Source organism: Synechococcus sp. BA-124 BA4 (genome assembly GCF_034931165.1).
Genome location: NZ_JAYGIA010000065.1, coordinates 51,917 through 76,818, shown reverse-complemented (window position 1 = coordinate 76,818; position 24,902 = coordinate 51,917). Strand labels below are relative to the sequence as shown.

Below are 24,902 nucleotides of genomic sequence, written 5' to 3'. Positions count from 1 at the left end.
CCCACCGCCAGCGGCGAGACGCCGCGCAGGCCGGCTCCGGGACTCAACCCCCGCTACGTCTTCAACCGCTTCGTGGTGGGGCCGAACAGCCGCATGGCCCACGCGGCGGCCCTGGCGGTGGCCGAGGCCCCCGGACGGGAGTTCAATCCGCTCTTCCTCTGCGGCGGCGTCGGCCTGGGTAAGACCCACCTGATGCAGGCGATCGGTCATTACCGCCTGGAGATCGACCCGGAGGCCAGGGTCTTCTATGTGTCCACAGAAACCTTCACCAACGACCTGATCCAGGCCATCCGCAAGGACGGCATGCAGAAGTTCCGAGACCGGTACCGTGCCGCCGATCTCATTCTGGTGGACGACATTCAGTTCATCGAGGGTAAGGAATACACCCAGGAAGAGTTCTTCCACACCTTCAATGCCCTGCATGAGGCCGGCCGCCAGATCGTGATCGCCAGCGACCGCCCCCCCAGCCAGATTCCGCGGCTGCAGGAGCGGCTGATCTCCCGCTTCTCCATGGGACTGATCGCTGACATCCAGGCGCCTGATCTCGAGACGCGCATGGCGATTCTGCACAAGAAGGCTGAGCAGGAACGCATGGCCCTCCCCCGTGATCTGATCCAGTACCTGGCCGGTCGCTTCACATCAAACATCCGTGAACTGGAGGGTGCCCTGACGCGGGCGGTGGCCTTTGCCTCGATCACCGGTCTGCCGATGACGGTGGAATCGGTGGCGCCGATGCTCGATCCGGTGGGCAACGAGGTGCAGGTCACCCCCCAGCAGGTGGTGGAGAAGGTGGCGGAGGTGTTCGGGGTGAGCGGGGAGGAGATGCGCAGCAGCAGCCGCAAACGGGCGGTGAGCCAGGCGCGTCAGGTGGGCATGTACCTGCTGCGTCAGAGCACTGACCTGAGTCTCCCCCGCATCGGTGATGTCTTCGGCGGCAAGGACCACAGCACCGTGATGTACGCCGTTGAGCAGATTGAGAAGAAGCTGGCGATCGATCCCTCCCTGGCCCGCCAGTTGCAGCAGGTGCGGGATCTGCTCCAGATCGACAGCCGCCGCCGGCGCTGACCTTCAGGTCAGCGGCAGGCCGGGGTCGAGACCTTCGACTTCCCCCTTGAAGACTCGGCTGGCGGTGATGTCCTCGGCCTGGATCGTGATCAGATCCAGCTTGGTGAGGCCACGCCCCATGTGGTTGAACAGCCGGTTGGCCTGACGCATGCGCGCCCGGTCGATGGCATTGCGGATCGACCGGGCATTGGCGAAGAAGGGCAGCTGCATGCGCCGCTGGATGTATTCGTAGAAGGCGGCCTTGGCGTCTTCGCCGAAGCGGTAGCTCTCGGATGCCATGATCAGTTGGGCGATGGCCAGCAGCTCACCGGCGGTATAATCAGGAAAGTCGATGTGGTTGGCAACCCGTGAGGAGAGGCCTGGATTCGATTGGTAAAAAATATCCATCTTATCCTTGTAACCTGCAAAAATGACCACCAGATCGTCGCGATTATTCTCCATGACCTGCAGCAGGATCTCGATGGCTTCGGCGCCATAATCCCGTTCATTTTCGGGCTTGTAGAGGTAGTAGGCTTCATCGATGAACAGCACCCCACCCATCGCTTTCTTGAGCATTTCTCGGGTCTTGGGCGCCGTGTGGCCGATGTACTGACCCACCAGATCATCACGGGTGGCGGTGACGAGATGTCCCTTGCGTACGTATCCCAGCCGGTGCAGGATCTCGGACATGCGCTCGGCCACCGTGGTCTTGCCAGTGCCCGGCCGGCCGGTGAACGACATGTGCAGGCTCGGGGCCGCCGTGGTCAGGCCCACCTGCTTGCGGGCCCGCTCCACCACGAGCAGCGCGGCGATCTCACGGATTCTGGTCTTCACCGGGCGCAGGCCGATCAGCTCGGTATCGAGCTGGTTGAGCACCTCCTGAACATTGGCGGCTTCATAGGCCGCCTCCAGGTTCACCGGGGTATCGAGGTTCTCCGTCACGGAGCCTTCGGCCTCGGTAGCCATGGAATCAGGCGAGGAGGTCATCGATGCCCGCGGCGAAGTCGTGATCGGCGGCGGCGATCGGGGTGTCGTCGTTGGCGGGCCGCAGCGTGATGTTCACGTAAGTGCTCCCGAAGCTCAGATCGGGGAAGCGCCCCTGCTGCTCACAGAAGTCGTTGAGGCGATCGAGGAAGGCGCGGTTGCTGGCGTAATCCTCGAACTCGATGCGCCGCTCGAGCCGGTCGGCCTGCTCGGGTTTGGGGCGCGGCGTCCAGGGCTGGTCCATGTGTTGAGGCTAGATCAGACGATGGGTACGGCCCCTGGCTCAGCTGCTGGGATCGAGGCAATCGGTGCGGGCCACAGCCAGTCGACTGGACCAGGCGGCGGCATAGGCCCGGTTGGCCGCCTGCTCGGCCGGATCGGTGCTGCTGAGCTGATGGGGGAAGGTGCCGCGGATGGCGGCATTGGTCACACAGAACATCGACTTCTGGAAGCTCATGCAGATCTTCACGCGCACATCGCCCTCACCCCGGGTGCGCTGGTGATACCAGCTGTGCAACCGCTCCGGCAGGTGGCGGTACATGTCCTGCATCAGCAGGCTGGGCGGAATGCCCGCCCCCATGCTCGGCAGTGGGTCGGCGTAGAGGGCGCCATAGGCGAACTGGGCCTGATCCGGCGAGATCTGGTGGGCCTGGGCGTTGAAGCTCACCGTGCCCAGGAACGGCATGCCCCGCAGGAACACCGCTTCCACGTAGGGCACGGCCACATCCACCAGGAAGGTGAGCCCGGCCTCCGGCGGCAGCACCCAGAGGTGCTCGCCGGTCACGTCCACGCCGTAGGTGATCGGGTTGGCGGCGGCGGCCACCAGGCCATCCTTGATGAACTCCACCACGGCATCGATCGAGCCCACGCGACCATCGCTCTCGGCGCGGGCCAGATCGAGGAACAGATCGCTCATCACCCGCCAGAACTGACCGAGGGCGTGGGTGGTGGCCGCTGCGCGGATCAGCTCGATCAGGAAGCCCGGAAAGAGGGGATGGAGCACCGCCAGCAGTGGATCACGGCGTGTCTTGCGGCGGATGATCGCGGCGCAGTTCTCGGCAAAGGCGTCCGAATCCAGGTAGGCATCAAGGCCGCCGGTACCATGCCAGAGCATCGCCTTCATGCAGTATTCGGCGTACTCGAAGTTGATCCTGTCGTGGTTCAGGTGGCGCCAGATCCTGGTCGGGCTGTTGTGGCCATCGAGGTACTTGAACAGCGGGAAGGGCAGCAGGAACTGCTTCTCGGCCTGGTAGATCAGGTTGGTGCTGTAGGCATCGAGCACCTCGCCGTAGCTCTTGAGTACATCCACCACCTCGATCAGGTGGTCGGGTGTGTTCGCCAGCAGGGTCTCGCCGGCGAGCAGCTTCTCGTCCAGTTCGGCGGCGCTGGGCATGCCGCCGCTGTACACAAGCTCGGCTGGGATGATCGGCATCAGCCCAGCCCCCCACCCGGCAGGGTCGTGAGCTGCAGCACCGACGACTGCAGGGCTGACACCAGGGCAGGCAGCTGGGCGATCGCCGTGCTTGTGCTCTCACTCAACCGGCCCAGGCCTGACGGCAGCAGACCGATCACCACCACCGCCACCGCCAGCCCCATGGCCGGAATCGTTTCCCGCGGCGCCACCCCCGCCAGGCGCACATCAAGGCGCTGGTGCAGCACAGGATCTACGGGTGGTGTGATCGCCAGTCGCCCGAAGAAAGCCCGGTTCACCAGCAGCAGGAAATACACCGCTGTCAGACCCGAGCCCACCATGCCCAGCAGGGTGGCGAGCGGGTAGGCGGTGATGCTGCCTCGGAACACCATGAACTCGGAGATGAACCCCGACATGCCGGGCATGCCGGCGCTGGCCATCACAGCCAGAATCATCAGCGTACCGGTGAACGGCAGCCCACGCTCGGGGTTGAGCAGGCCGTGCAGCACCGTCAGATCGCGGGTACCGGTCTTGCGGTACACGATCCCCACCAGCAGGAACAGCAGCGCCGAAATCAGGCCATGGCTGACCATCTGGAACACCGCCCCGAGGATCGCCACAGGCGTGGCCGCCGCCCCCGCCAGCAGGATGTAGCCCATGTGGCCCACCGAGCTGTAGGCCACCATCCGTTTCATGTCCTTCTGGGCGATGGCCGCCAGCGATCCGAACAGCACCGACACCGCCGCCCAGATCGCCAGGCCCGGCGCCAGCACCGCCCAGGCCTCCGGGAAGAGTCCCAGGCAGAACCGCAGCATGCCGTAGGTACCCAGCTTCAGCAGCACTCCAGCCAGCAGCACCGAGACCGGTGTGGAGGCCTGGGTGTGGGCATCAGGCAGCCAGTTGTGGAAGGGAAAGAGCGGCACCTTGATGCCGAAGCCCACCAGCAGCGCTCCCAGCAGCACCAGCTGGCTGCCGAGTGCCAGCTGTTCGCTGCTGATCGGAGTGAGACTGAAATCCACACTGCCCGTGAACAGAGCCAGGCCCAGGAAGGCCCCCAGGATGAGCATCCCGGAGACCGCCGTGAAGATCAGGAACTTGGTGGCCGCGTAGGCCCGGTTGGCACCTCCCCAGATGCCGATCAGCAACCAGAGCGGGATCAGTTCGAGCTCATAGAAGAGGAAGAAGAGCAGCAGGTTCTCGGCCAGAAAAGCGCCGTTGACCGCGCCGCTGATCAACAGCAGCAGGGCGAAATAGACACGCGGCCGCTGACTGATGTCGCGCGTGCAGATCGCCGAGACCAGCGTCAGGGCGCCATTGATCAGCACCAGCGGCAGCGACAGGCCGTCGACGCCGAGCTTGTAATCGAGCCCGATGCTGGCCACCCAGTGGTGCGATTCCTGCAGCTGCATGCCGCTGCTGGCTGGATCGAAGTGGGCCAGCACCACCAGGCTCCAGGCCAGTTGCAGGGCCAGCATGACGATCGCGATCGCCCGCAACCTCCCCGGGGGGAGCTGGCCGGGCCAGAGCACCAGCACCAGGGCCCCGGCGAAGGGGATCAGCAGCAGCAGGCTCAGCATGGTGGCTTCCTCATCGCTGCAGCCACTGCAGGGATGTGAGCAGCAGCACGATCGCCATCACGACCGTGAGCACGTAGGTCTGCAGCTGGCCGGAAACGCTCAGCTTCAGTCCCTCGGCGCTGGCCAGTGAGAGCCGGCCGATGCCGTTGACGAGACCATTCACCAGGGTGCGGTCGATCCAGTCGCTGAGCCGCGCCAGCGCAGCCACCGCAGCCACGATCGTGACGCGGTAGATGCGCTCGGTGTAGAAGTCGAAGGCGAGCAGGTCCTGAAGCACCCGCAACGGCTGGATCATCGAGCGCGACCAGAGCTTGTTCAGCTGAACGACGGCGCCAGCGGCCACGCCGACCAGGCCGGAGGCCGTCACGGCAAGGGCCGTGGTCAACGAGAAGGAGCTCAGACCCGGCACCGGATCGAGCCGGCTCATCAGCGCCGGCATCAGAACCACCAGCACCGTGAGGCTCACCATCGGCAGGGCCATCAGCCAGTTCACCTCGGGGGCACGCTTGGTTTTGGGCATCGGCGGGCCAAGGAACACCTGGCGGTACACGCGGGTGAGGTTGAAGGCCGCCAGGCCGTTGGTGAGCAGACAGACGGCGGCGAAGAACGGTGCCTGGTGAACAAGGGTGTCGACCATCAGCCCGAAACACCAGAAACAGCCCAGGGGAAGCAGGCCCACCAGGCCTGCGCCGCCCACCAGGAAGGCCGTGGTGGTGGCCGGCATGCGTGAGCCGAGGCCTCCCAGTTCGGTGAGGTCCTGGCAGTTGGTGGTGGCGATGATGCTGCCCACGCTCATGAACAGGAGGGCCTTGGCCAGGCCGTGGGCGAACAGCAGCAGCAGGGCGATCGCCGGCTGTTGCAGAGCGATGGCGATGAACACCAGACCCAGATAGGACGTGGTGGAGTAGGAGAAGGCCCTCTTGATGTCCACCTGGGCGATCGCCACCAGCGCGCCGGCGAGGGCGCTGATGGTGCCCACCACCAGCAGCACGGTCACCGCCACGGGCGAGAAGCGCAGCAGCGGCATCACCTTCAGCAGCACCAGGGCGCCGGCGGTGACCACCACCGAGTTACGCAGGATCGAGGCCGGGTTCGGCCCCTCCATCGCCTCATCGAGCCAGAGGTGCATCGGGAACTGGGCGCACTTGCCCATCGGTCCGGCGATCAGCCCAAGCCCCAGCAGGGTGCCGGCCAGGGGCGTGAGGGCACCACCGGCGTGGGCTTCGGATGCCCAGGCGTACAGGTCGTCGAACTCCATCGAGCCCGCCCAGGCCGAAAGGGCCACCATGCCCATCAGCAGCAGCACGTCGCCCACCCGCTTGGTGAGGAAGGCATCGCGGGCGGCGGTGACCACCAGGGGCTGGGCGTACCAGAAGCCCACCAGCAGGTAGGTGGAGAGGGTGAGCATCTCCAGCAGGAAATAGCTCATGAACAGGCTGCTGCTGAGCACAACCCCCGCCAGGGCCCCTTCGAAGAAGCCCACCAAGGCGTAGAAGCGTGCCAGCGACCATTCCTTGTCGAGGTAGCCGAGCGCATACACCTGACCGAGCAGGCTCAGGACGGTGACCAGTTCGAGCGCCGCCAGGTTGGTGAGCGAGAGGTCGAAGCCGATGCGCAGGTTCAGATCAGCAGCGCGAAACCAGGCGAATTCCAGGTGCTGGGGGCCGAGCTGCCACACCTGCTGGAGGACCCAGCTGCCGTGGGCCACGGCCGCCAGCGTGACGAGCAGGTTCAGGTAAGCCGCCGGTCGCGGCCCGTTGCGTTTGATCCAGCCCGCTGCCCACGGCAGCGACAGCACCATGCCGCTGAACCCATAGAGCGGGATCAGCCAGACCAGCTGGATCGGCAGGGGAAGGGCCGTGGGCAAGGAAAGCAGGGCTCAGGTGGCGGTCAATTCAAAGTCAGGACGCGGGCGGAATCCAACTCCGGCACGCTTCGTCGTGCAGATCACTCAGGCAGGACCCAGCCAGGCCTGACTGACCGCCGGAATGCCGGGGTTCCGATCACGCTCAGAAGGTGACGCGCTGGGAGGCCAGAGACCGCTCCAGTCCGGTCAGATCCTGCACCCAGGCCTCCAGCTCCTCTCCGTGCTGGGCTTCCTCCTGCCACAGGGCGTGGAAGAAGTGGGCATTGGCCTGGTCACTCACCAGCAGGCAGAAGCGGTTGGCCTCGGCGTAGAGCCGGATCAGTTCGTCCTCCAGGTGGATATTCAGGCGAAGCAACCCGAGCAGATCGCGGGCGATGCTCACCGGCTTCAGCTGGGACGCGGCTGGAGCCACACCCAGGCGGAGCATCTGCTGCACCAGGCGCTCGGCATGTTGCATCTCCTCGACCGTTTCCTGGCGGAACCGGTCTGCGGAGCCGTCATCGCCCCAGAGGGCGAGCAGGGAGGCCTGGGTCATGTACTGCTGAACCGCGGAGAGTTCCAGGCTCAGTGCCCTTCCCAGGTAGCCCAGCACCCGAGGGTGAACGGTCTCCATGGTCATCAGCTCCTGCGCTCAGCGCCACTGAACGCGAGGATCGGTTCCAGCTCGCTGTGGGGGCGGGCAATGATGTGGGCAGCCACCAGTCCGTCGCCGACGCGCTCGCAGGCATCGGCCCCGGCGCGCACCGCGGCATTGACGGCACCGGTTTCACCGCGGACCATCACGGTCACGTAGCCGCCGCCCACGAATTCACGGGAGATCATCGTCACTTCGGCGGCCTTGGTCATGGCGTCAGCCGCCTCGATGGCGGGGACGAGGCCGCGGGTTTCGATCATGCCGAGAGCAATGCCGTGCGGGGTCGAAGCCATGGCTTTGGAGGAGGAGGAGGAATTGGAAGGAGGGGTGAGACCACCGGAGCGGCCACGGGTGGCTGCTGCTGAGGTGCTGCTGCTGGCCTTGGCCGGAGGGCTGGCGGCCGCCGGGGCGGTGGTGGCGGCAGGGCTGCTGCCACTGGATGCGGATGGACCTGGGGCTGGAGGCGGGTCCACGGGTTTGTCCGCAGGGGAGGGGGTGGGGGTGGTGGCCGAGGCGGGAAGGGCCTTGGCGCTGACAGCTCGGCTCACACCACTGCTGGCGCTGCTGCGCCGGGAGGAAGGTTGGCGGGAGGAGGGTGTGGCCATGGATCGAGCTGGGCGGACGGGGGAGAGAAGGGTGAGGGAGAAGGGATCAACCGTCTGGATCCCAGAGATCAATGATCCCAGCAATCGTCAGGTCGGTCTGGGTGTCGGGGATGCCGGTGGCGAAGCGGGCGGCGGAGCCGCTGGCGGTGAACACCCAGTTACCGGGTGCGGCACCGACCGGGTCGACGGCCACCATCAACTTGCCTTTGGTGGAGCGCAGAATGCGCAGCTGCCAGTGGAGAAGGCCTTCCACCCGTTGGCTGCAGACCAGAGAGCCGGTGACTTGCATGATTTCCATCAGGCTGCACCAGCGCTCGGCGGCGGATCCGGTTTTCCGGCATCTGGATCCCAGTGGTCGATGATCCCCACGATGGTGAGGTCGCTGGGGTAGGACTTGCTGCCGGCGGCTTCACGGGCTGCTGAGCTGCCCACACAGATCACCCAGTCGCCGGGGATGCAGCCCACGGCATCGACGGCCACTTTCTGGGAACTGCCATCCAGCACGACCTGCAGGTGCTTGTGCTCGAATTCGGGGATCCGGTTGGTGGAGACCAGGGGCTTGAGAACTTTGCAGATCAGCATCTCAATGGCCTCCGGCTGATTCCAGCTTGATCGACGACCCGACCGTTTCTGCGGGCACGTGCCGGTCGCGATCGCGCACGCTCAGCAACGTGTGCAACAGGCCACTGTTCACCAGATCGGGATAGCGGCTGCGGATGGCGTCCTCTGTCCGCCGGCAATAGAGCACAGCCCGTTCCCGGGCCCCGGGCACACTGCCGTGGTAATCGAAACGGATCACCACCGGGATTGGAAGTCCGCGGGAGACGTTCAGACCCTTGAAGATCTTGACACCCACATCGAGATCGGCGGCCCCTTCTTCGACCGTGTCCATGTGGGCGAAGTAAGTGAGATTCCGCAGATGAATCTCCTTGAAGCCGATGCCGACACCGATGAAGCGTTCGGCGTGGCCTGCATCGGCATAGGCGCCATCGTGATAGGTACGCACGAAATCGATCTGGGACAGGTTGTGCTCGATCAGGCGGGCGATCAGCCGTGCCATTCCCGGATCCACGGCTCTGTCAGCGACCGCGTCCCCCTCGCCTGAGCGGGCGTCCAGCACCAGGGCAAGCACCTGATCCCTGGCGGCCTCGGCGGTCAGATCCCGGGTGGCGGCGTAGACATCCAGGGCATCGAGCCAGCGCTCCAAATCGGTATGGCCGTGGACATCAGGGACGTGAACCCGGATGGCGTCGGTGTCGGTGTCAAGCCCGATCAGCAGCAGGTCGACCGAAGCCCCGCAGCAGAAACTGTTCTCGACCGCCTGCTGGAACTCCTGCAGACGGCGCAGTCCCCCGGCGGCGGCGGCGGCATCGTTGGAGCCATGGGCCGCACATCCCTCGTGCCCGGGGTCCCGTGAGCTGAAGTGATACACCACCACCTTGAGGTAGCGGGTGGGCTCATGGGCGCCGTTGGGACGGGACTCTCTGTAGCGGAGATGTTCGGTGCGCACCCAACGGTCGACGGTGTTCTCCACGTCGAACATCGCGCCGGCATGGGGCCTGCGACGCACGGATCCGAAGGGGAGGCGCAGGGCGTAGGCGATCGCGTGGGCCAGACGGCCATCGGCGCAGGGGCTCACATCCAGGAGATGGAAACCGCAGGACAGCAGGAAGGCATTGAAGGCCTCGGCGCTCTCGCTTCCCTCCTGACCCTGGAGCGGATCGTCGCGGAAGAAGCTGGCGCTGACTTGCTCATAGGCCTCGAACAGGCACCAGGCGAACAGGCTGCGCATGTCCAGCTGGCTGACCCAGGCCGATTCCAGGATCGTTGGAGGCAACCCATGGCCGAGCTCCCTGATGGCATGGCGCTGGGCCTGCTCCACGAAGTCGTCGTCGTGTTGCAGGGCCGAGAGCCGCTTGAGCACCGGCACGATGCGATCGAACGACCGCTTCACCTGGCTGTCATAGGCCTGGAGGCGTTCGTTGGCCGCTGGATCGGTGAGCGGGTGCTGATCCAGGGTCGTGTTGAATCGGCCGGCTCGTCCCCGTTTAGTGCCGGAGAAAGGGGAGCAGGAGGATGAGGGACGGCGTGCTGGGGCCGTTGGAGCCAGGGGCCTCTCGGCGGAGCCGTAGCGGCGGGGGCGGGGCAAGGTTCAGTGCTGCAACAGGGCGGGACAGGTGGAGAACATCAGCCTCGGGCGCCGCCGGAGACGGTGATCAGTGAGCCCTTGTCGGTGTTGCCGCTTGAGCCTGTCACGCGGCTGACCGGCTGCATCACCTCTTCATTGCGCTTGAGGGGGATGGTCGCCATCGCCGACATCGGACCCGTGCGGGTGGGATTGCGGCGGCGGGCCGAGGCACCCTCAGTGCCGGTGACGCGCTTGCCCCTGTCCCAGTCGTCGCCCGTGATGTTCAGGCCGGCGGAGATGCCTTCACCGGTGACGCGGCTGGTGGGCCGCACCTCTTCGTCGACGCTGACTGGAGCACTGGCCATCGGTGCCACGGCCTGGGGGCGGGGGGGCAGCACGGAGGTCTGACGCCGCACCGGAGGGAGCGGCTGGGGCTCAGGGCCGCGATGGTCGAAGCGTGCATGCTCGGTGCCGGTGACCTTGCCACCGGCCAGATCAAAAGGGCCGGTGATCCTGGCGCTGGTTTCGTAGCGGGTGCCGGTGACGGCAGAGCTGCGCTCGCGCTGCTGATGGGCAGCCCGTGCGGGGGATTGCACGCTGAACTCCTGCCAGGGCTGGGATTCCAGCGGCTGAGGAAAATCGGCTTCGTGGCCCTGGGCTGCGCTGCAGGCTTCGTTGTATTGATCGACGCCCACGTAGGGGGTGCCGGAGATGGGCTCACAGGCACCCTTGGAGGCACCGGTCATCACCCCGCCGATGCCGGGTTGCAAGCCACTCATGCGGTGTCCGGGTGTGCCGCCGTGGGCTGGAGTGCGCTGGCGGATGCTGCGTACCGCCGAGGAATCACACCAGGCGCTGGCCTGTTCCAGGCCGGCGTAGGGCGTGCCGGTGACGGCCTTGCAGGTGCCGGGCTCATCACCGGTGACCTTGGAGGAGCGTCCGGTGTTGGTGCCTGAGACGATGAGCTGCTTGTTGGTGAGGCTGAAGCCGACCTTCGGAGCTTCGGGCTCCGGGCGTCCGCCGCAGAAATTCTGATACTGCTGGCTGCCGATGTACTCATCGCCGGTGACCCGGCGACACGAGCCGGGCTCATCCCCAGTGACCTTGTCGCTGCGACCCACCAGGGTGCCGGTGATGCCTGTGCCCCTCAGGGTCTGGACACTGGCCACCTTGGGGGGCGCCTGACCGGGTGTGCTGATCGAATCGGAACCCACGTACTGAGTGCCGGTGGGCTGGATGCCGGCTCCATGCTCGTCACCGGTGACCCGCTCGGAGCGACCCACCATCACACCCGACACCGGCCGTCCGGCCACGGTCTGGCTGAGGCCCACCTTGCGGGGGCTGACGGAGGTGGTACCGCAGTAGGCCGTTGCCTGGTTGGCGGAGATGTACTCGGTGCCGGTGACGGACTTGCAGGTGCCGGGTTCATCCCCAGTGACCTTTTCAGAGCGGCCCACTTCATTGCCGGTGACACGGTTGCCGTGGCTGGTGGCCGTGACGCGGACCTTGTCAGGCTGGAGAGCTACTGGCTCGTTCTGACAGAAGCTGCGGAAGATTTCCGCACCCATGTATTCGGTGCCGGTGATGGGGCGGCAGGTGCTCGCCTCGTTTCCGGTTGTCTTCTCGGAGCGGTTGGCCTGGGTGCCCGTGACCACCTGGCCACGCAGTGTTTCACTGGCCCCCACCTTCCAGCTGGCGTCCTGGGCCCCGGCCACCTTGTTGGCCCCGCGCCGGGGGCCTGTGGGGCGGGTGACCCCAGTGCCGCGGCTCAGGGCCCCGGCCCCGTTCTTGCTCTTGAGATCGCGGATGCGGTGGGCCAGTTCCCGGCTGCTGATGTCGGGGTTCGACTGGCGCACCACGGCGGCGGTGCCGCTGGAGCTGTTGGTGGATGCCGACTTCCCGCGCTTGGAGAGGGCTTCCCGGCGGGCCATGACGATGGCGCGGCTGGGGTTGAACTGGGCGGACCGCTTGGCGGTCGGCCGGTTGCCGTTGCTTCGGCGATCGCTGAGGGAACTGGAGGGTGTGCCACTCAGAGACAGGGTCGGACGGCTGGCAGCGGGGGGAGCAGGGCTCACGGGCGCAGGGGGTGGGGTGGCGACGGCACGCGCGGAGCTGCCATCACGGCTGCGGTCCTTGCTGGTGTCGGCCCGTTTGCCCCGCTTGCTCAGGGCTTCACGCCTGGCCAGGACCAGATCCCGGCTGGGATTGCTGATGGCGGCACGGTTGAGCTGACGGGGTGCGCTGGTGGGTCCGTTGCTGCTGCTGAACAGCGGCCGGGTCTGTGCCTCGGCTTCGCGGCTGACCGCAGGGGCCACCGGCACGACCGAGCGGGTGGGGCGGGCCTCAGCGGCGCTGCGGGTGCGGTTGGCACTGTTGGCATACCTCTTCTCCGCCGTTTTCCCGGCCGTGGAGAGCGCCATCCGGCGCGCAAGGGCCGCTTCGCGACTGGATTGAGATGCCATGTCCGCCCTGTGAAGAAACAACCTTGAAGGAGACGACTGGAAAGAACTGGTGATGGGAAGGCCCTGAGCCTGCCGAATCACGAATCCTTCACGCGCCGTCGGAAGAATGAAGATGGACGACAGCAGGTCCCGGACTAGGCCGGAACCTGCTGCGGTGATCAGCGTGCTTCGAAAACCACGAAGCAGGAACCCTGGCTCTGGGTGTAGGCGTCGTAGCCGACCAGACGTACGTGGTGGTCGGGGTAGGCGCGGTGGCAGGCCTCGAGTTCACTGACGATCACACCCAGATCCTTCTCACCGAAGAAGGGCAGTTTCCAGTACGACCAATAGGTGGCCATGGAGCGGCTGGGGTGGACGTGCTCGACCAGGGGGCTCCATCCCTGGGCAATGATGTAAGCGATCTGGTCGTAGATCTCGTCCTGGGTCATCGGCGGGAGGAAGCCGAAAGTCTCCAGGGTGGCGACTGTTTGGTAGTCACCCACGGTGCTCTTGAAGGGCATGGGGATCCTTGAGGGGAATCAGGTGAATGAAGGCAAACCGGATGTGACCGGGGGAAGGAGAAAACCCTTTCCCCGCTGGTCATCAACCCCGATCAGTTGACGTCGAGTTTGTCGACGGTGTCGAACTCGAACTTGATCTCCTTCCAGGTCTCGAGCGCGATGGCGAGCTCGGGGCTGTGCTTCGCGGCCTCCATGAGGATGTCGCGGCTTTCCTTCTCGATCTCGCGACCGGCGTTGCGGGCCTTGACACAGGCTTCGAGGGCCACCCGGTTGGCGGCGGCACCGGCGGCTGAGCCCCAGGGGTGGCCGTGGGTACCACCACCGAACTGCAGCACCGAATCGTCGCCGAAGATCGCCACCAGTGCAGGCATGTGCCACACGTGGATGCCGCCGGAGGCCACAGCGAAGACGCCGGGCATCGAACCCCAGTCCTGATCGAAGAAATTGCCGCGGCTGCGGTCTTCGGGGACGAAGGATTCGCGCAACTGGTCGATGAAACCGAGGGTGGTCTGGCGATCACCTTCGAGCTTGCCGACCACGGTGCCGGTGTGCAGCTGGTCACCACCGGAGAGGCGCAGGCACTTGGCGAGAACGCGGAAGTGGATGCCGTGCTTGGGGTGACGGTCGATCACCGCGTGCATGGCGCGGTGAATGTGCAGCAGCATGCCGTTCTTGCGGCACCACTTCGACAGACCGGTGTTGGCCGTGAAGCCGCCGGTGATGTAGTCGTGCATGATGATCGGCTGACCCAGTTCTTTGGCGAACTCGGCCCGCTCGTACATCTCTTCGGGAGTGGCGGCGGTGCAGTTGAGGTAGTGACCCTTCTTCTCGCCGGTTTCCTCCTGGGCCAGCTGCACAGCTTCGGCAACGAATTCGAAGCGGTTCTGCCAGCGCTGGAAAGGCTGGGAGTTGATGTTCTCGTCGTCCTTGGTGAAGTCGAGACCACCGCGGAGGCACTCATACACCACCCGCCCGTAGTTCTTGCCGGAGAGGCCGAGCTTCGGCTTGATCGTGCAGCCCAGCAGGGGACGGCCGTACTTGTTCATCCGGTCGCGCTCGACGCAGATGCCGTTCGGCGGGCCAGGGCAGGTCTTGATGAAGGCCATCGGGAAGCGGATGTCTTCCAGACGGAGGTGGCGCAGTGCCTTGAAGCCGAAGACGTTGCCCACCAGGGAGGTGAGCACGTTGGTGATGGAACCCTCTTCGAACAGATCGAGCGGGTAGGCGATGAAGGCGTAGAAGGATTCCTTGTCGCCGGGAACGTCTTCGATCCGGTAGCAGCGGCCTTTGTAGAAGTCGAGGTCGGTGAGGAGCTCGGACCAGACGGTGGACCAGGTGCCGGTCGAGGACTCGGCAGCCACGGCAGCGGCCACTTCCTCTTTGGGAACGCCTTCCTGGCCGGTGACCTTGAAGCAGGCCAGCAGGTCGGTGTCGAGGGGAACGTAGTCGGGAGTCCAGTACGTGTCCCTGTACTCCTTGACCCCAGCGTCGTACTTCTTGCTCATGGGGAAAATCTCCTTGTTGGTCGGGTGGGAAAGATGAAGGTGCTGCGCTCCCTCGGGGGCGCGTCAGACATCAGTCCTTGGAACCCAGACCGAAGCTGCTGTTCAGGGCCGGCTCCACTTCACGGTGGGGGCGGGCAATGATGTGGGCGGCCACGAGGCCGTCGCCCACGCGCTCACAGGCATCAGCACCGGCACGCACTGCGGCGTTCACGGCACCGGTTTCGCCGCGCACCAGGACGGTCACGTAGCCGCCACCCACGAACTCACGGCCGATCAGACGCACTTCGGCGGCCTTGGTCATGGCGTCGGCCGCTTCGATGGCCGGCACGAGGCCGCGCGTCTCGATCATGCCGAGGGCGATGCCCATGGTTTCATTCGCCATTGCCTGCTCCGGAAAAGGGTGGGGAGGTTCGATAAGGACCATGCTCGGCGGCATACCCCCCCGTCAAGCGATTCGGGGGGTTTGATCGATCACGGTGTGTAGGGAGCCCCATAAGCCCTGCTCATCGGAGCCGATATGTGTTAAGCGGCGTAACGACCAGGCTCCTGCGCCCCCTGCCGCTCCCCGGCGACGCTGATCCCGAAGACTTGTCAACAGCCACGGGTTTCTGCGTCCGGGGTGGCTAGTCCGTAATGGATCACCGGTTCCTGCCCATGGCCCTGACGTCCACCCTGCCGCCCGTGCTGCGCGAAAGCGGACAGCGGGAGGTGTTCTGCGGCCTCACCTCGATCGTCTGGCTGCATCGGCGGATGCCTGATGCCTTCTTTCTGGTGGTGGGCTCCCGCACCTGCGCCCATCTCATCCAGTCGGCGGCTGGAGTGATGATCTTCGCCGAACCCCGTTTCGGCACAGCGATCCTTGGCGAGCGCGACCTCGCGGGCCTGGCCGATGCCAACGAGGAACTCGACCGTGTGGTGAACGATCTGCTGGCCCGGCGGCCCGAGATCCGCACGCTGTTTCTCGTGGGCTCCTGCCCGTCCGAGGTGATCAAGCTCGATCTGGCCAAGGCCGCCGAGCGCATCAACACCCGCATGCTGGGCCGGGTGAGAGTTGTGAACTATTCCGGCAGTGGCATCGAAACCACCTTCACCCAGGGGGAGGACGGAGCCCTGACCTCCCTGGTTCCCCTGTTGCCCGCCAGTCCTGAACCCCAGCTGCTGATCGTGGGCACCCTCGCCGATGGGGTGGAGGAGCGCTTCCTGTCCCTGTTTGCCCGGATGGGCCTCGAGACGGTGCGCACCCTGCCGCCCCGTCAGTCCACCGACCTGCCACCCGTGGGAGAGGGCACCCGCCTGCTGCTGGCCCAGCCCTTTGTGGCTGACACGGTACGGGCTCTGGAGCGTCGCGGTGCCCAGCGCATCTCCGCCCCCTACCCGCTGGGGGTGGAGGGCAGCTGTGCCTGGATGGCGGCGGCGGCGGCGGCCTTCGGCATTGACCCCCGACGCGTGGCCGAGGTGCTCGACCCTCTGGCGGAGCGGGGCAGGCGCGCCCTGGAACCCCTGCGCCGCAGACTCGAAGGCAAGCGCCTGTTCCTGTTGCCGGATTCCCAGCTGGAAATTCCCCTGGCCCGTTTTCTGCACCGCGAATGCGGCATGGAACTGGTGGAGGTGGGCACCCCCTACCTCGACCGCCAGCTGATGGCCGAGGAACTGCCCCTGCTGCCGGAGGGCACCCAGCTCAGCGAAGGGCAGGATGTGGAGAAGCAGCTGGAGCGTGTTCGTGCCAGCCGCCCCGATCTGGTCGTCTGCGGCATGGGTCTGGCCAACCCGCTCGAAGCGGAAGGCTTCGCCACCAAGTGGTCAATCGAGCTGGTCTTCAGCCCGATCCATGGCTGCGATCAGGCCGCTGACCTGGCTGAACTGTTCGCCCGTCCCCTCAACCGCCGCGAGCTGCTGCAATGGAACTGACCCTCTGGACCTACGAAGGCCCCCCCCATGTGGGCGCCATGCGCATCGCTGCATCGATGGAGGGCGTTCACTACGTGCTGCATGCCCCCCAGGGCGACACCTACGCCGATCTGCTGTTCACGATGATCGAGCGCCGGGACCGCCGACCCCCTGTCACCTACACCACGTTTCAGGCCCGCGATCTGGGTGGTGACACGGCCGAACTGGTGAAGCGCTCGATCCAGCAGGCCGTGGATCGCTTCCAGCCGGAGGCCCTGCTGGTGGGCGAAAGCTGCACGGCAGAGCTGATCCAGGATCAACCGGGATCCCTTGCCTGCGGCATGGGCCTGGGTGTTCCGGTGGTGAGCCTGGAATTGCCCGCTTACTCCAAAAAGGAAAACTGGGGGGCCGCTGAAACCCTTTACCAGCTCTGCCGCGGGCTGCTCAAGACCCAGATGCCTGCCCCGGGAGCTGCCAAACCGGAGCCCGAGCGCTGGCGCTCCGAGGGTCGTCGTCCGCGCGTGAATCTGCTGGGTCCGAGCCTGCTGGGATTCCGCTGCCGCGACGATGTGCGCGAGTTGCGTGGCCTCCTCGCCGATCACGGCATCGACGTCAATGTGGTGGCCCCCCTGGGTGCCAGGCCGGCCGATCTGATGCGATTGCCGCAGGCGGACGCCAACCTCTGCCTCTATCCGGAGGTGGCCGGCCCGCTCTGCAGCTGGCTGGAGCGCAGCTTCGGCACACCGGTGGTGCGCACCGTGCCGATCGGAATCGGAGCCACAGCCCAGTTTCTGCGAGAGCTCTGCGCTCTGCTTGGCCTGGAGCCGCCGGAACTGCGTGAGGCCGATCAGCGCTCCAGATTGCCCTGGTACTCGAAATCGGTGGATTCCACCTACCTCACCGGTAAGCGGGTGTTCATTTTCGCCGACGCCACCCATGCGATCGCGGCGGCCCGGATCGCGTCGCGGGAGCTGGGATTCACGGTGGTGGGGCTGGGCACCTACAGCCGCGAGCAGGCCCGTGAGGTGCGCGCCGCCGCCAAGGAGCTCGACCTCGAGGCTCTGATCTCCGACGACTATCTGGAGGTGGAGCAGGCCATGGCCCAGGCGGCTCCGGAGCTTGTGCTCGGCACCCAGATGGAGCGTCACAGTGCCAAGAGACTGGGGATCCCCTGTGCCGTGATCAGCGCCCCGCTGCACGTGCAGGATGTTCCCGCCCGCTATGCCCCGCAGATGGGCTGGGAGGGGGCCAATGTGATCTTCGATTCCTGGGTGCACCCCCTGATGATGGGTCTGGAGGAGCACCTCATCGGGATGTTCCGCCATGATTTCGAATTCGTTGACGGTCATCTCAGCCATCTCGAAGGTGCTTCGGCCCCGGCGGCCCCGGCCGTCGCCGGCCCTGCCGATGGGACACCAGAGGTCACACCGCTCTCGGCCACTCCTGAAGGGGGAGCCTTGCGCTGGACAACTTCCGGTGAAGCGGAACTTTCACGCATTCCCTTCTTCGTGCGGGGGAAAGTCCGACGCAACACTGAGGCCTATGCTAACGAACGTGGCGTGGCGGAGATCACAGAGGAAACTCTTTACGAAGCCAAGGCCCACTTCAGCCGCTGAGCGGCTGGGACTTCCCCGTGATTGCCCTGAGGCGTCAGGACCGGCCAAGCTGGTAAGTGTTTATACCCAATCCAGTGGCTCAGGTCTCGCGCCCTTGGGGTGATTGCCGAGGGTAAGCTCATCGGCAATCGCTCGGCCTGGGTGAGCATTTCAAGATCCTGATTTTCATGATGTTTCGGTTTGAGCCAGAGCCAGCATCTGCCTGCCCGGCTGCACTTTGATATGGGCAATGCCGATGTCGACTCGGCCAAGGACGTGTTATGACCACAACTCTGCCGCCCAAGCAGGCAACAGCTCCCGCCAAGGCTGCTGCCACCAGCCATGAGGACGGTGAAGGAAGCCTCCAGGTCCACCAGGATGCCTCGATGAACATCGAGGAGGGGGCCCTGGTGATTGCCGTCTATGGCAAAGGGGGTATCGGCAAGTCCACCACCTCCTCCAACCTTTCCGCGGCGTTCTCCAAGCTGGGCAAGCGTGTGCTTCAGATCGGTTGCGATCCCAAGCACGACAGCACCTTCACCCTCACCAAGAAGATGGTGCCCACGGTGATCGATATCCTCGAAACGGTTGACTTCCATACCGAGGAACTTCGCCCCGAAGACTTCGTGTTTGAGGGCTTCAATGGTGTGATGTGTGTGGAATCCGGTGGTCCACCGGCCGGCACCGGTTGTGGTGGCTATGTCACCGGCCAGACGGTGAAGTTGCTGAAGGAGCACCATCTGCTTGAAGATACGGATGTCGTGATCTTCGATGTGCTCGGTGATGTGGTCTGTGGTGGTTTTGCGGCCCCTCTGCAACATGCCCATTACTGCCTGATCGTCACCGCCAATGATTTCGATTCGATCTTTGCGATGAACCGGATCATGCAGGCCATCAACGCCAAGGCCAAGAATTACAAGGTTCGCCTGGGTGGTGTGATTGCCAACCGCTCGGAGGAGACCGATCAGATCGACCGCTTCAATGAGCGCACCGGTCTGCGCACCATGGCGCATTTCAAGACGGTGGATGCGATCCGCCGCTCCCGCTTGAAGAAGTGCACCATCTTCGAGATGGAACCAAGCCCCGAAGTGGAGGCCGTTCAGCAGGAGTATCTGAGCCTGGCGCAGAAGATGCTCAGTGACGTGGAGCCCCTCGAGGCCGAATCACTCAAGGATCGTGAGATCTTCGACCTGCTCGGCTTCGACTGAACCTCACCCGGGAGGGGAGGCTCGACTCCTGATTCAGATCTCGGCGGCGGCCCGTTCCACCAGGCGGCGGGCCACCGCCTGTACGCCCGTGTGGGAGTAGGTGTCGGTGAAGGCATCCAGGAACACCGCCAGCTGATCCATCCGCCCTTGCCAGGGGCCGAGGGTGGATTCCAGGGCCTGGACGGCCCGCTGGCCACTGAGCCCCAGCTGTGAGACGAGTCCATCGGCCCAGCCAACCCACTGCTCCACGCCACGGCGCAGGAATGCAAGGTGAGCCTGATCATTGCGGCCCGGCATCAGGCCGGCCATGCGCCGGTAAGCCGGGAGCTGACGCAACTGGCTCGTACTCGCCTGCCCCAGCAGTCCATCCAGGCGCTGCAGAGCCTGATCTCCCAGCGGCAGCAGACCATCGAAGGTGACCAGGGCGGCCATTCGCAGCCGTGCTTCCGAACCGTAGTCGGCCAGAGCGGCGGCGAAGTCAGCGAAGCTGTCGCCTGGCAGACCATTCACCTGGGTGAAGGCCAGCAGCTCGGCAGACACCTTCAGTCCCAGATCCACAGCCTGCAGCGTGTCTCCTGGTGGCGTGAGATCGGCTATGCGCTTGAGCAGGGGGACGCCTGCGCTCAACCCTGCCAGGACCCGCAGACCAGCCGTGGCGTGCTGGGAGCGGTTGACCGCGTCGTAGACGCTCAGAGCCCTTCCATAGCCTTCATGGCGCGCCCGGCTGAGTTGATCGGCCCGGGCCCGCACCTGGGCGATCAACGTCGCATCGTTGCTGCCGATCACTGACCCGATCAAGGCATCGGCACTGGTGATGTTGGTCCAGCCACCGGGGACCAGCAGGCTCAGCCCCTGGAGCGAGAGCACGGTGAGACCCCGTCGCGGCAGGCGCTCCAGGCGGGTGAGAACAGGTGTGCCCATGGACTCAGGCGCGGGGGAGGGATGGAGAACCGAGGGCGGCGAGTCCCTGGAGATCAAACGCTTCGAGAATGCCGTGGCGATGATCGGCATCCAGGGCGCTGCCCTGCTCAATCACCTTCACCTGAAAGCGATCAGCCACGAGCAGAGCACTCGCATGGGGCCCCTGCTCAACCAGCGGCCAGCCCTGCAGGCGTTCCTGAGTCTGTTCGAACTTGGCTCGGGCTTCAGGGGCGGTGATCGTGTCGGAGATGGCCAGAAGAGCGATCACCTGATCGTCTTTTTTCAGACGAGCCTCGCTGAACCCCCGCTTCTCCTGTGACATCGTGACCCGCAATCCGGACTCCGAAGGGGGGAACAGCCGGTTGAAGCTGGTGCCGTTCACCACCTGCTGCAACGGCACATCGGCGACCGTTCCTCCCGGCAACCAGTCGGTGAAGGGCAGCAGCAGCACACCGCCCACCAGAAGGCCGGCGGCCAGGACAAGACCAATAATCCAGCGAAGCGGACGGGGCATCATCACAATGTCCTCAGGCGAGACCGATGAGTTTCATGGACAGCTCCCAGGTCCTGGCAGCAGTCTCGGGATCGCTGGCCTTGTCTGAAAGTTCCTGGATGAACTGTTGACCATTGGCCTTCTGGCGGTTGCCCCAGCTCCAGTGCGCGCCCGACACGGCGAAGGCCGGATCCGCCACCACCTGGGCCACCCGCTCACCGGCCAGCTCCTGGCTCACATACCCGCCGGTGATGTTCTTCTGGAACCAGGGGAAGATGGTCTGAAAGGCTCTCGGGGTGTTCCGGAACAGGGGAGTGTCGGCCACGCAGCCGGGATACAGCGAGCTGAAGATGATCCCCGTGGAGTCGTGCAGACGACGGTGCAGCTCCTGGGTGGTGATCATGTTGCAGAGCTTGCTGTCCTTGTAGGCCTTGCCGGGCTTGAAGGCCTTGCTGTTGGCCATGCTGATCGGCGCCTTGAAACCGGCCTCGAAGCCCGAGAGGTCGCCCAGATCTGCGGGGGCGGGGATCGGAATCTTGCCGCCCAGCTCCTTTGAGTTGGCCGTGACTGTTCCAAGGATCACCAGTCTGCGAGAGGGATGGCTCGACTTCTTCAGGTCTTCGAGCAGGGCCTGGATCAGCAGGAAATGCCCCAGATGGTTGGTGGCCATCGAGATCTCGTAGCCCTGAGGCGAGCGTTCCGGTTCCTTCAGCCGTGGTTTGTACACGGCGGCATTGCAGACCAGGGCGTCAAGGCTGCGGCCGGTGGCATGGAAGGCGTTCACCAGCCGGCGCACACTCTCGAGATCACCCAGATCCACCTGCAGGTGGGTGAGGGCGCTCTCAGGGATCCCCAGGGAACTGGCTGCCGCCTTGGCCTTGGCCAGATCGCGGCAGGCCATCACCACATGCCAGCCCCGCCGGGCCAGGGCTTTGGCGGCGTACAGCCCCACACCGGAAGAGGCTCCGGTGATCATCACAGTTCCGCTCTGGCCACCGTTGCCCATGCCGGGGCTGGAGGAGCTTGACGGGGTGGGAGCGCTGGAAGCTGACGCCATCGGCGCGCGGCGGTACGGGGGGCCTCAACCTAAGGACAAGGCTCGGGACCAGTGCCCTCCGCGGAGGGAAGTTCAACACAAGGTCACGTTCAATCGAGGCAGCCGATGACATCCCTCGGGCCTCGCTCGTGGACATCTGGCTCAGTCACGCCATGTGAGCGCTTCCCAGCCTGAGACCCCAGGGAATCCCCGGCGGTTTCGACTGACACCACCCTCGGGCCAGGAGATCAGTTCAGCGCTGACCCTGGGCAGGCAGGGGCTGGGTGCTGATCAGGGGTCTGCCGGCAGGTGCCGCGGAGGGCTTGGATTCGATGGGGTCGTTCCACACCACCCGTAGTCGGTTGGGGGCGATCCACTGATCCTGTTCGCGGATCAGCCGTTGCTCACCGGTGGTGACGAAGAGTTGATCGAAGCGCTTCTGCGCCTTCTGCAATTTGGCTTGTTCGATCTGAAGAATGGCACTCAGTTCGTCGTGCTGGTTCAGACGATGCTGGTAGGCCCCAGCCAGATGAACCAGGCTGAGGCCAGCCAGCAGGGTCATGCCCAGTTTGACGCTGAGCCCAATCACACCGCAGAGCAGCTCCTGCCTGTCGGTTGATCCCTGATGAATGGCCACCGCCTCAGCTGCGCTGATGGGTGGTGCGGCGGATGTGCGCGGGGCTGGCCGTCGCCTGGATGTCGCCTGACGCCTTGGTGCGGAGACGGGCCTGAGCTGCTGCGCGGCGGACAAGGGGGAGAAGGAGAAGTGATGGCCCGCTTCTAGCAGTTCAGGTGCGAACTGCCAAGGGCGAGCCTCTGATTCAGGCCCGGTAGAGGCTGACGCTGAGACGAATCGCCAGAATGCCGGCGTGGGCGGCGACCACCAGGGCGATCAGAACCTCTGCCTGGCTGAGTGTTGTGACCATGGCCAACGATGGGAAACGGATGTCGCCACCATTGTTCGGCTCCGTTCCGCCCGACGCCACGTGATGGCATCGGGCTGTCACAGCTCTTGATGGCCCAACCTCCTTCCAGCCTCTCCGTGTCCGCTGAGAGTGTCCGCGCTCTTGATCTCTCGTCGCTGAAGCCCTGGAGCACCTGTTCTCCGGCCGAGCTGCTGGCCGCCACCGGAGCTCTGGTCCTCGATTTCGACTGGCCCCGTCAGCCGGACGATCCCCGCGAGCTCTCCGAACTGCCTGAACTGCGTCTCTGGAGTCTGCGGGCCGATGCGCTTCACCCCTGGTTGCCCCTGGTGCTCGACCGCAGCAGTGGCCAGCTCTGTCGTCACGTGGCGATGCTTCTGCCCCATGGCTTCAGCCGCCAGGAGGGGATCCGCTTCGCACCGGAGAGTCTCGAGCTCTGGATCACCCAGCGTTGCTTTCTGCTGGATCACTGGAGCCACGAGCGGGGTCTGAACTGCCGCCAGGGTCTCGCTCAGATGGCCGCGGTGCTGGGTTTCGAGCTCGATCCAGGGTTCTGGGAGACGATCAGCCCAGCAGGAGGCTGAGGGCCCGCCGTCCGCTGTCGAGGGCCAGCAGGCCCGTGAGCCCGCGCAGGAGTTGCACCAGCAGGGTCTCCGGCACCCGCTCCAGCCGCGCGGCAGACCAGCGGGCTGCCACAGACGCTGCTCCACCAAGGGTGAGGGCGATGGATCCCTGGGCCTTCGCCCCGATCAGGAAGGTGACCGACGCTGCCGACGAGGAGCAGAGCACAGCCAGGGTGCTGAGGCGGATGGCCTCGCGCACCGGCAGCTTCAGGCTCCCCATCATCAGGGGGACCATCAACAGGCCCCCGCCCACCCCCAGCAGTCCTCCGGCCAGGCCGGCCACGCAGCCCACCAGGGCCAGAGCCATCAAGGCTGGTGGCTTTGGCGATGCTTCAGCCTCATGGTCTCGGCGAGGCGAGATCGTCAGGGTCAGGGTCAAATACATCAGCGACTGCAGGCCCAGCAGCTGCCAGCCGCTGAGCAGTCCCCCCAGCCGACTGAACAGCAACCCGCTCAGGGCGGCACTGAGGCCGATGGCCAGACCCTCCGCAGGCAGCACCCGACCCTGACGCAGATGCACCCAGGTCCCCCCCAGGGTGGTGGGCACGATCGCCAGGGTGCTGGTGGCCAGGGCCTGATGGGGCGGAAGGCCCACCATCAGCAGCATCGGGGAGAACACCAGGCCGCCACCGATGCCCAGCAGCCCCGAGAGCAGCCCCGCCCCCAGACCGAGGGGCACCAGCACCAGCAGATCGCCCAGCATGATCGGGTTTGAACGGCGGCCGCACGGTGCCATCAGCATCCCCTGCTGAACTCCCATTTCCGTCGAGCTGGCGCTGGATCCCCCACCTCTGCCTGCGCGGTGACTGGCAGATGGCCATCGACGACTGGCTGCTGGATCAGCTGCTGCTCAAGCCAGGTCAGGGAGCGGTGCGCCTGTACAGCTGGAGCACACCGACCCTCTCGCTCGGCCACCACCAGCGCGCCATCACCCCGGCCTGGAGTCGCGCAGTCCGGCAAGGCCGTGTGGCGCTGGTGCGCCGGCCCAGCGGCGGTGGCGCCGTGCTCCATGCCGGCAGCCTCACCTACGCCCTGCTCTGGCCTGATCCTCCCCGCCAGCCAGGGGGCCATCGCGCCTACGGCCAGGTGGCCACCTGGCTGGCGCAGGCCATGGCCCCCCTGGGCCTGGCCCTCAGCCCAGGCCTGGAGAGGGTCTCGGTTCCATCCGACAACTGCTTCGCCAGCAGCACCGTGGCTGATCTGGTGGACAGCGATCACCGCAAGCGGGTGGGCAGTGCCCAGCTCTGGCGCCGGCGCCAGCTGCTGCAGCACGGAAGCGTGCTGCTCGACCCACCATCCGCGTTGTGGCAGGAGCTGTTCGGATCACCCCCAGCGGTTCCAGCCGCGGCTCCAGGACTGTCCGCGGATGCGCTGGAGGGCCAGCTGCGCCGCACGCTGATCAGCAGCCTGGGGGGGGGGCCGCTGCTGGTTGAGCCACTTGGGGGTCAGGAGTGGGAGGCGATTGATCGCCGGCGCCACCGGTTTCGTCTGTCCTGAGG

The 24,902-nt window shown here is 65.5% G+C and carries 26 protein-coding genes; 6 read left to right on the top strand and 20 right to left on the bottom strand.

From position 1 onward, the window contains the following. Positions 1-1,065: chromosomal replication initiator protein DnaA (dnaA, locus tag VB734_RS07495; protein ID WP_323243230.1), on the top strand; the 1,065-nt coding region annotated here is incomplete at its 5' end. A gap of 3 nt (positions 1,066-1,068) precedes the next feature. Here the strand turns inward: dnaA and cbbX are convergent. The 14 genes from cbbX to VB734_RS07425 form a co-directional block, all read right to left on the bottom strand. Beyond that, the gene (gene cbbX, locus VB734_RS07490; protein ID WP_322781437.1) at positions 1,069-2,010 is read right to left on the bottom strand and encodes a CbbX protein; all 942 of its coding nucleotides are present in this window, start codon (positions 2,008-2,010) and stop codon (positions 1,069-1,071) included. 4 nt (positions 2,011-2,014) lie between these two features. Next, entirely contained in the window at positions 2,015-2,272 is a 258-nt protein-coding gene (locus VB734_RS07485; protein WP_322781438.1) for a 4a-hydroxytetrahydrobiopterin dehydratase, read from the bottom strand. Positions 2,273-2,311: 39 nt separating this feature from the next. Next, on the bottom strand, positions 2,312-3,460 hold the full coding sequence (locus VB734_RS07480) for a CO2 hydration protein (protein WP_322781439.1): 1,149 nt from the start codon (positions 3,458-3,460) through the stop codon (positions 2,312-2,314). Beyond that, the gene (locus VB734_RS07475; protein ID WP_322781440.1) at positions 3,460-5,016 is read right to left on the bottom strand and encodes an NADH-quinone oxidoreductase subunit M; all 1,557 of its coding nucleotides are present in this window, start codon (positions 5,014-5,016) and stop codon (positions 3,460-3,462) included. The genes VB734_RS07480 and VB734_RS07475 overlap by 1 nt, the downstream gene beginning before the upstream one ends. A gap of 10 nt (positions 5,017-5,026) precedes the next feature. Next, positions 5,027-6,883, bottom strand: coding sequence for an NAD(P)H-quinone oxidoreductase subunit F (locus tag VB734_RS07470; protein WP_322781441.1), 1,857 nt, complete (start codon positions 6,881-6,883; stop codon positions 5,027-5,029). 142 nt (positions 6,884-7,025) lie between these two features. Beyond that, positions 7,026-7,496 (bottom strand): ferritin-like domain-containing protein, encoded by a 471-nt coding sequence (locus tag VB734_RS07465; RefSeq protein WP_322781442.1) that lies wholly within the window; start codon positions 7,494-7,496, stop codon positions 7,026-7,028. Positions 7,497-7,501: 5 nt separating this feature from the next. Further along, complete coding sequence (locus VB734_RS07460; protein WP_322781443.1) at positions 7,502-8,122, bottom strand: BMC domain-containing protein; 621 nt, start codon at positions 8,120-8,122, stop codon at positions 7,502-7,504. A 46-nt stretch (positions 8,123-8,168) separates the two neighbouring features. Further along, positions 8,169-8,420, bottom strand: coding sequence for a carboxysome peptide B (locus VB734_RS07455; protein ID WP_197164217.1), 252 nt, complete (start codon positions 8,418-8,420; stop codon positions 8,169-8,171). Next, entirely contained in the window at positions 8,420-8,704 is a 285-nt protein-coding gene (locus VB734_RS07450) for a carboxysome peptide A (protein ID WP_197164219.1), read from the bottom strand. Before VB734_RS07450 ends, VB734_RS07455 begins: the two co-directional genes overlap by 1 nt. Before the next feature lies 1 nt (position 8,705). After that, positions 8,706-10,271 (bottom strand): carboxysome shell carbonic anhydrase, encoded by a 1,566-nt coding sequence (locus VB734_RS07445; protein ID WP_322781444.1) that lies wholly within the window; start codon positions 10,269-10,271, stop codon positions 8,706-8,708. Positions 10,272-10,309: 38 nt separating this feature from the next. Then, a complete protein-coding gene (locus VB734_RS07440; RefSeq protein ID WP_322781445.1) occupies positions 10,310-12,712 on the bottom strand; it encodes a CsoS2 family carboxysome shell protein in 2,403 nt (800 codons plus the stop codon). 158 nt (positions 12,713-12,870) lie between these two features. Next, positions 12,871-13,212 (bottom strand): ribulose bisphosphate carboxylase small subunit, encoded by a 342-nt coding sequence (locus VB734_RS07435; protein ID WP_006171064.1) that lies wholly within the window; start codon positions 13,210-13,212, stop codon positions 12,871-12,873. 92 nt (positions 13,213-13,304) lie between these two features. Next, positions 13,305-14,717, bottom strand: a complete 1,413-nt coding sequence (locus VB734_RS07430; protein ID WP_094554451.1) for a form I ribulose bisphosphate carboxylase large subunit — start codon at positions 14,715-14,717, stop codon at positions 13,305-13,307. Positions 14,718-14,787: 70 nt separating this feature from the next. Then, the gene (locus tag VB734_RS07425) at positions 14,788-15,099 is read right to left on the bottom strand and encodes a BMC domain-containing protein (protein ID WP_015107695.1); all 312 of its coding nucleotides are present in this window, start codon (positions 15,097-15,099) and stop codon (positions 14,788-14,790) included. Between the two features lie 272 nt (positions 15,100-15,371). On the opposite strand from VB734_RS07425, the gene VB734_RS07420 reads away from it, so the two are divergent. The 3 genes from VB734_RS07420 to bchL all read left to right on the top strand — a co-directional run bounded on the left by VB734_RS07420 (position 15,372) and on the right by bchL (position 19,407). Then, positions 15,372-16,625 (top strand): ferredoxin:protochlorophyllide reductase (ATP-dependent) subunit N, encoded by a 1,254-nt coding sequence (locus VB734_RS07420; RefSeq protein ID WP_197164224.1) that lies wholly within the window; start codon positions 15,372-15,374, stop codon positions 16,623-16,625. Beyond that, a complete protein-coding gene (locus VB734_RS07415) occupies positions 16,616-18,220 on the top strand; it encodes a ferredoxin:protochlorophyllide reductase (ATP-dependent) subunit B (protein WP_322781446.1) in 1,605 nt (534 codons plus the stop codon). The genes VB734_RS07420 and VB734_RS07415 overlap by 10 nt, the downstream gene beginning before the upstream one ends. Positions 18,221-18,480: 260 nt before the next feature. Next, a complete protein-coding gene (gene bchL / locus VB734_RS07410; RefSeq protein WP_322781447.1) occupies positions 18,481-19,407 on the top strand; it encodes a ferredoxin:protochlorophyllide reductase (ATP-dependent) iron-sulfur ATP-binding protein in 927 nt (308 codons plus the stop codon). Between the two features lie 33 nt (positions 19,408-19,440). On the opposite strand, the gene VB734_RS07405 is transcribed toward bchL, so the two are convergent. The 5 genes from VB734_RS07405 to psaM all read right to left on the bottom strand — a co-directional run bounded on the left by VB734_RS07405 (position 19,441) and on the right by psaM (position 22,783). Then, positions 19,441-20,328, bottom strand: coding sequence for a hypothetical protein (locus VB734_RS07405; protein ID WP_322781448.1), 888 nt, complete (start codon positions 20,326-20,328; stop codon positions 19,441-19,443). A 4-nt stretch (positions 20,329-20,332) separates the two neighbouring features. Continuing rightward, complete coding sequence (locus VB734_RS07400) at positions 20,333-20,842, bottom strand: hypothetical protein (protein ID WP_322781449.1); 510 nt, start codon at positions 20,840-20,842, stop codon at positions 20,333-20,335. Between the two features lie 13 nt (positions 20,843-20,855). Further along, positions 20,856-21,827 carry a protochlorophyllide reductase gene (locus VB734_RS07395; RefSeq protein WP_322782661.1) on the bottom strand — a complete coding sequence of 324 codons (972 nt, stop codon included), beginning with the start codon at positions 21,825-21,827 and terminating at the stop codon, positions 20,856-20,858. A gap of 283 nt (positions 21,828-22,110) precedes the next feature. Further along, complete coding sequence (locus tag VB734_RS07390) at positions 22,111-22,494, bottom strand: hypothetical protein (RefSeq protein WP_322781450.1); 384 nt, start codon at positions 22,492-22,494, stop codon at positions 22,111-22,113. 184 nt (positions 22,495-22,678) lie between these two features. After that, complete coding sequence (psaM, locus tag VB734_RS07385) at positions 22,679-22,783, bottom strand: photosystem I reaction center subunit XII (RefSeq protein WP_197164232.1); 105 nt, start codon at positions 22,781-22,783, stop codon at positions 22,679-22,681. 89 nt (positions 22,784-22,872) lie between these two features. On the opposite strand from psaM, the gene VB734_RS07380 reads away from it, so the two are divergent. After that, complete coding sequence (locus tag VB734_RS07380) at positions 22,873-23,364, top strand: CRR6 family NdhI maturation factor (protein WP_197164234.1); 492 nt, start codon at positions 22,873-22,875, stop codon at positions 23,362-23,364. On the opposite strand, the gene VB734_RS07375 is transcribed toward VB734_RS07380, so the two are convergent. Next, positions 23,345-24,106 carry a sulfite exporter TauE/SafE family protein gene (locus VB734_RS07375; RefSeq protein WP_197164236.1) on the bottom strand — a complete coding sequence of 254 codons (762 nt, stop codon included), beginning with the start codon at positions 24,104-24,106 and terminating at the stop codon, positions 23,345-23,347. The genes VB734_RS07380 and VB734_RS07375 overlap by 20 nt on opposite strands. Positions 24,107-24,132: 26 nt before the next feature. On the opposite strand from VB734_RS07375, the gene VB734_RS07370 reads away from it, so the two are divergent. Further along, positions 24,133-24,900, top strand: coding sequence for a lipoyl protein ligase domain-containing protein (locus VB734_RS07370; protein ID WP_231594734.1), 768 nt, complete (start codon positions 24,133-24,135; stop codon positions 24,898-24,900). Positions 24,901-24,902: the final 2 nt, after the last annotated feature.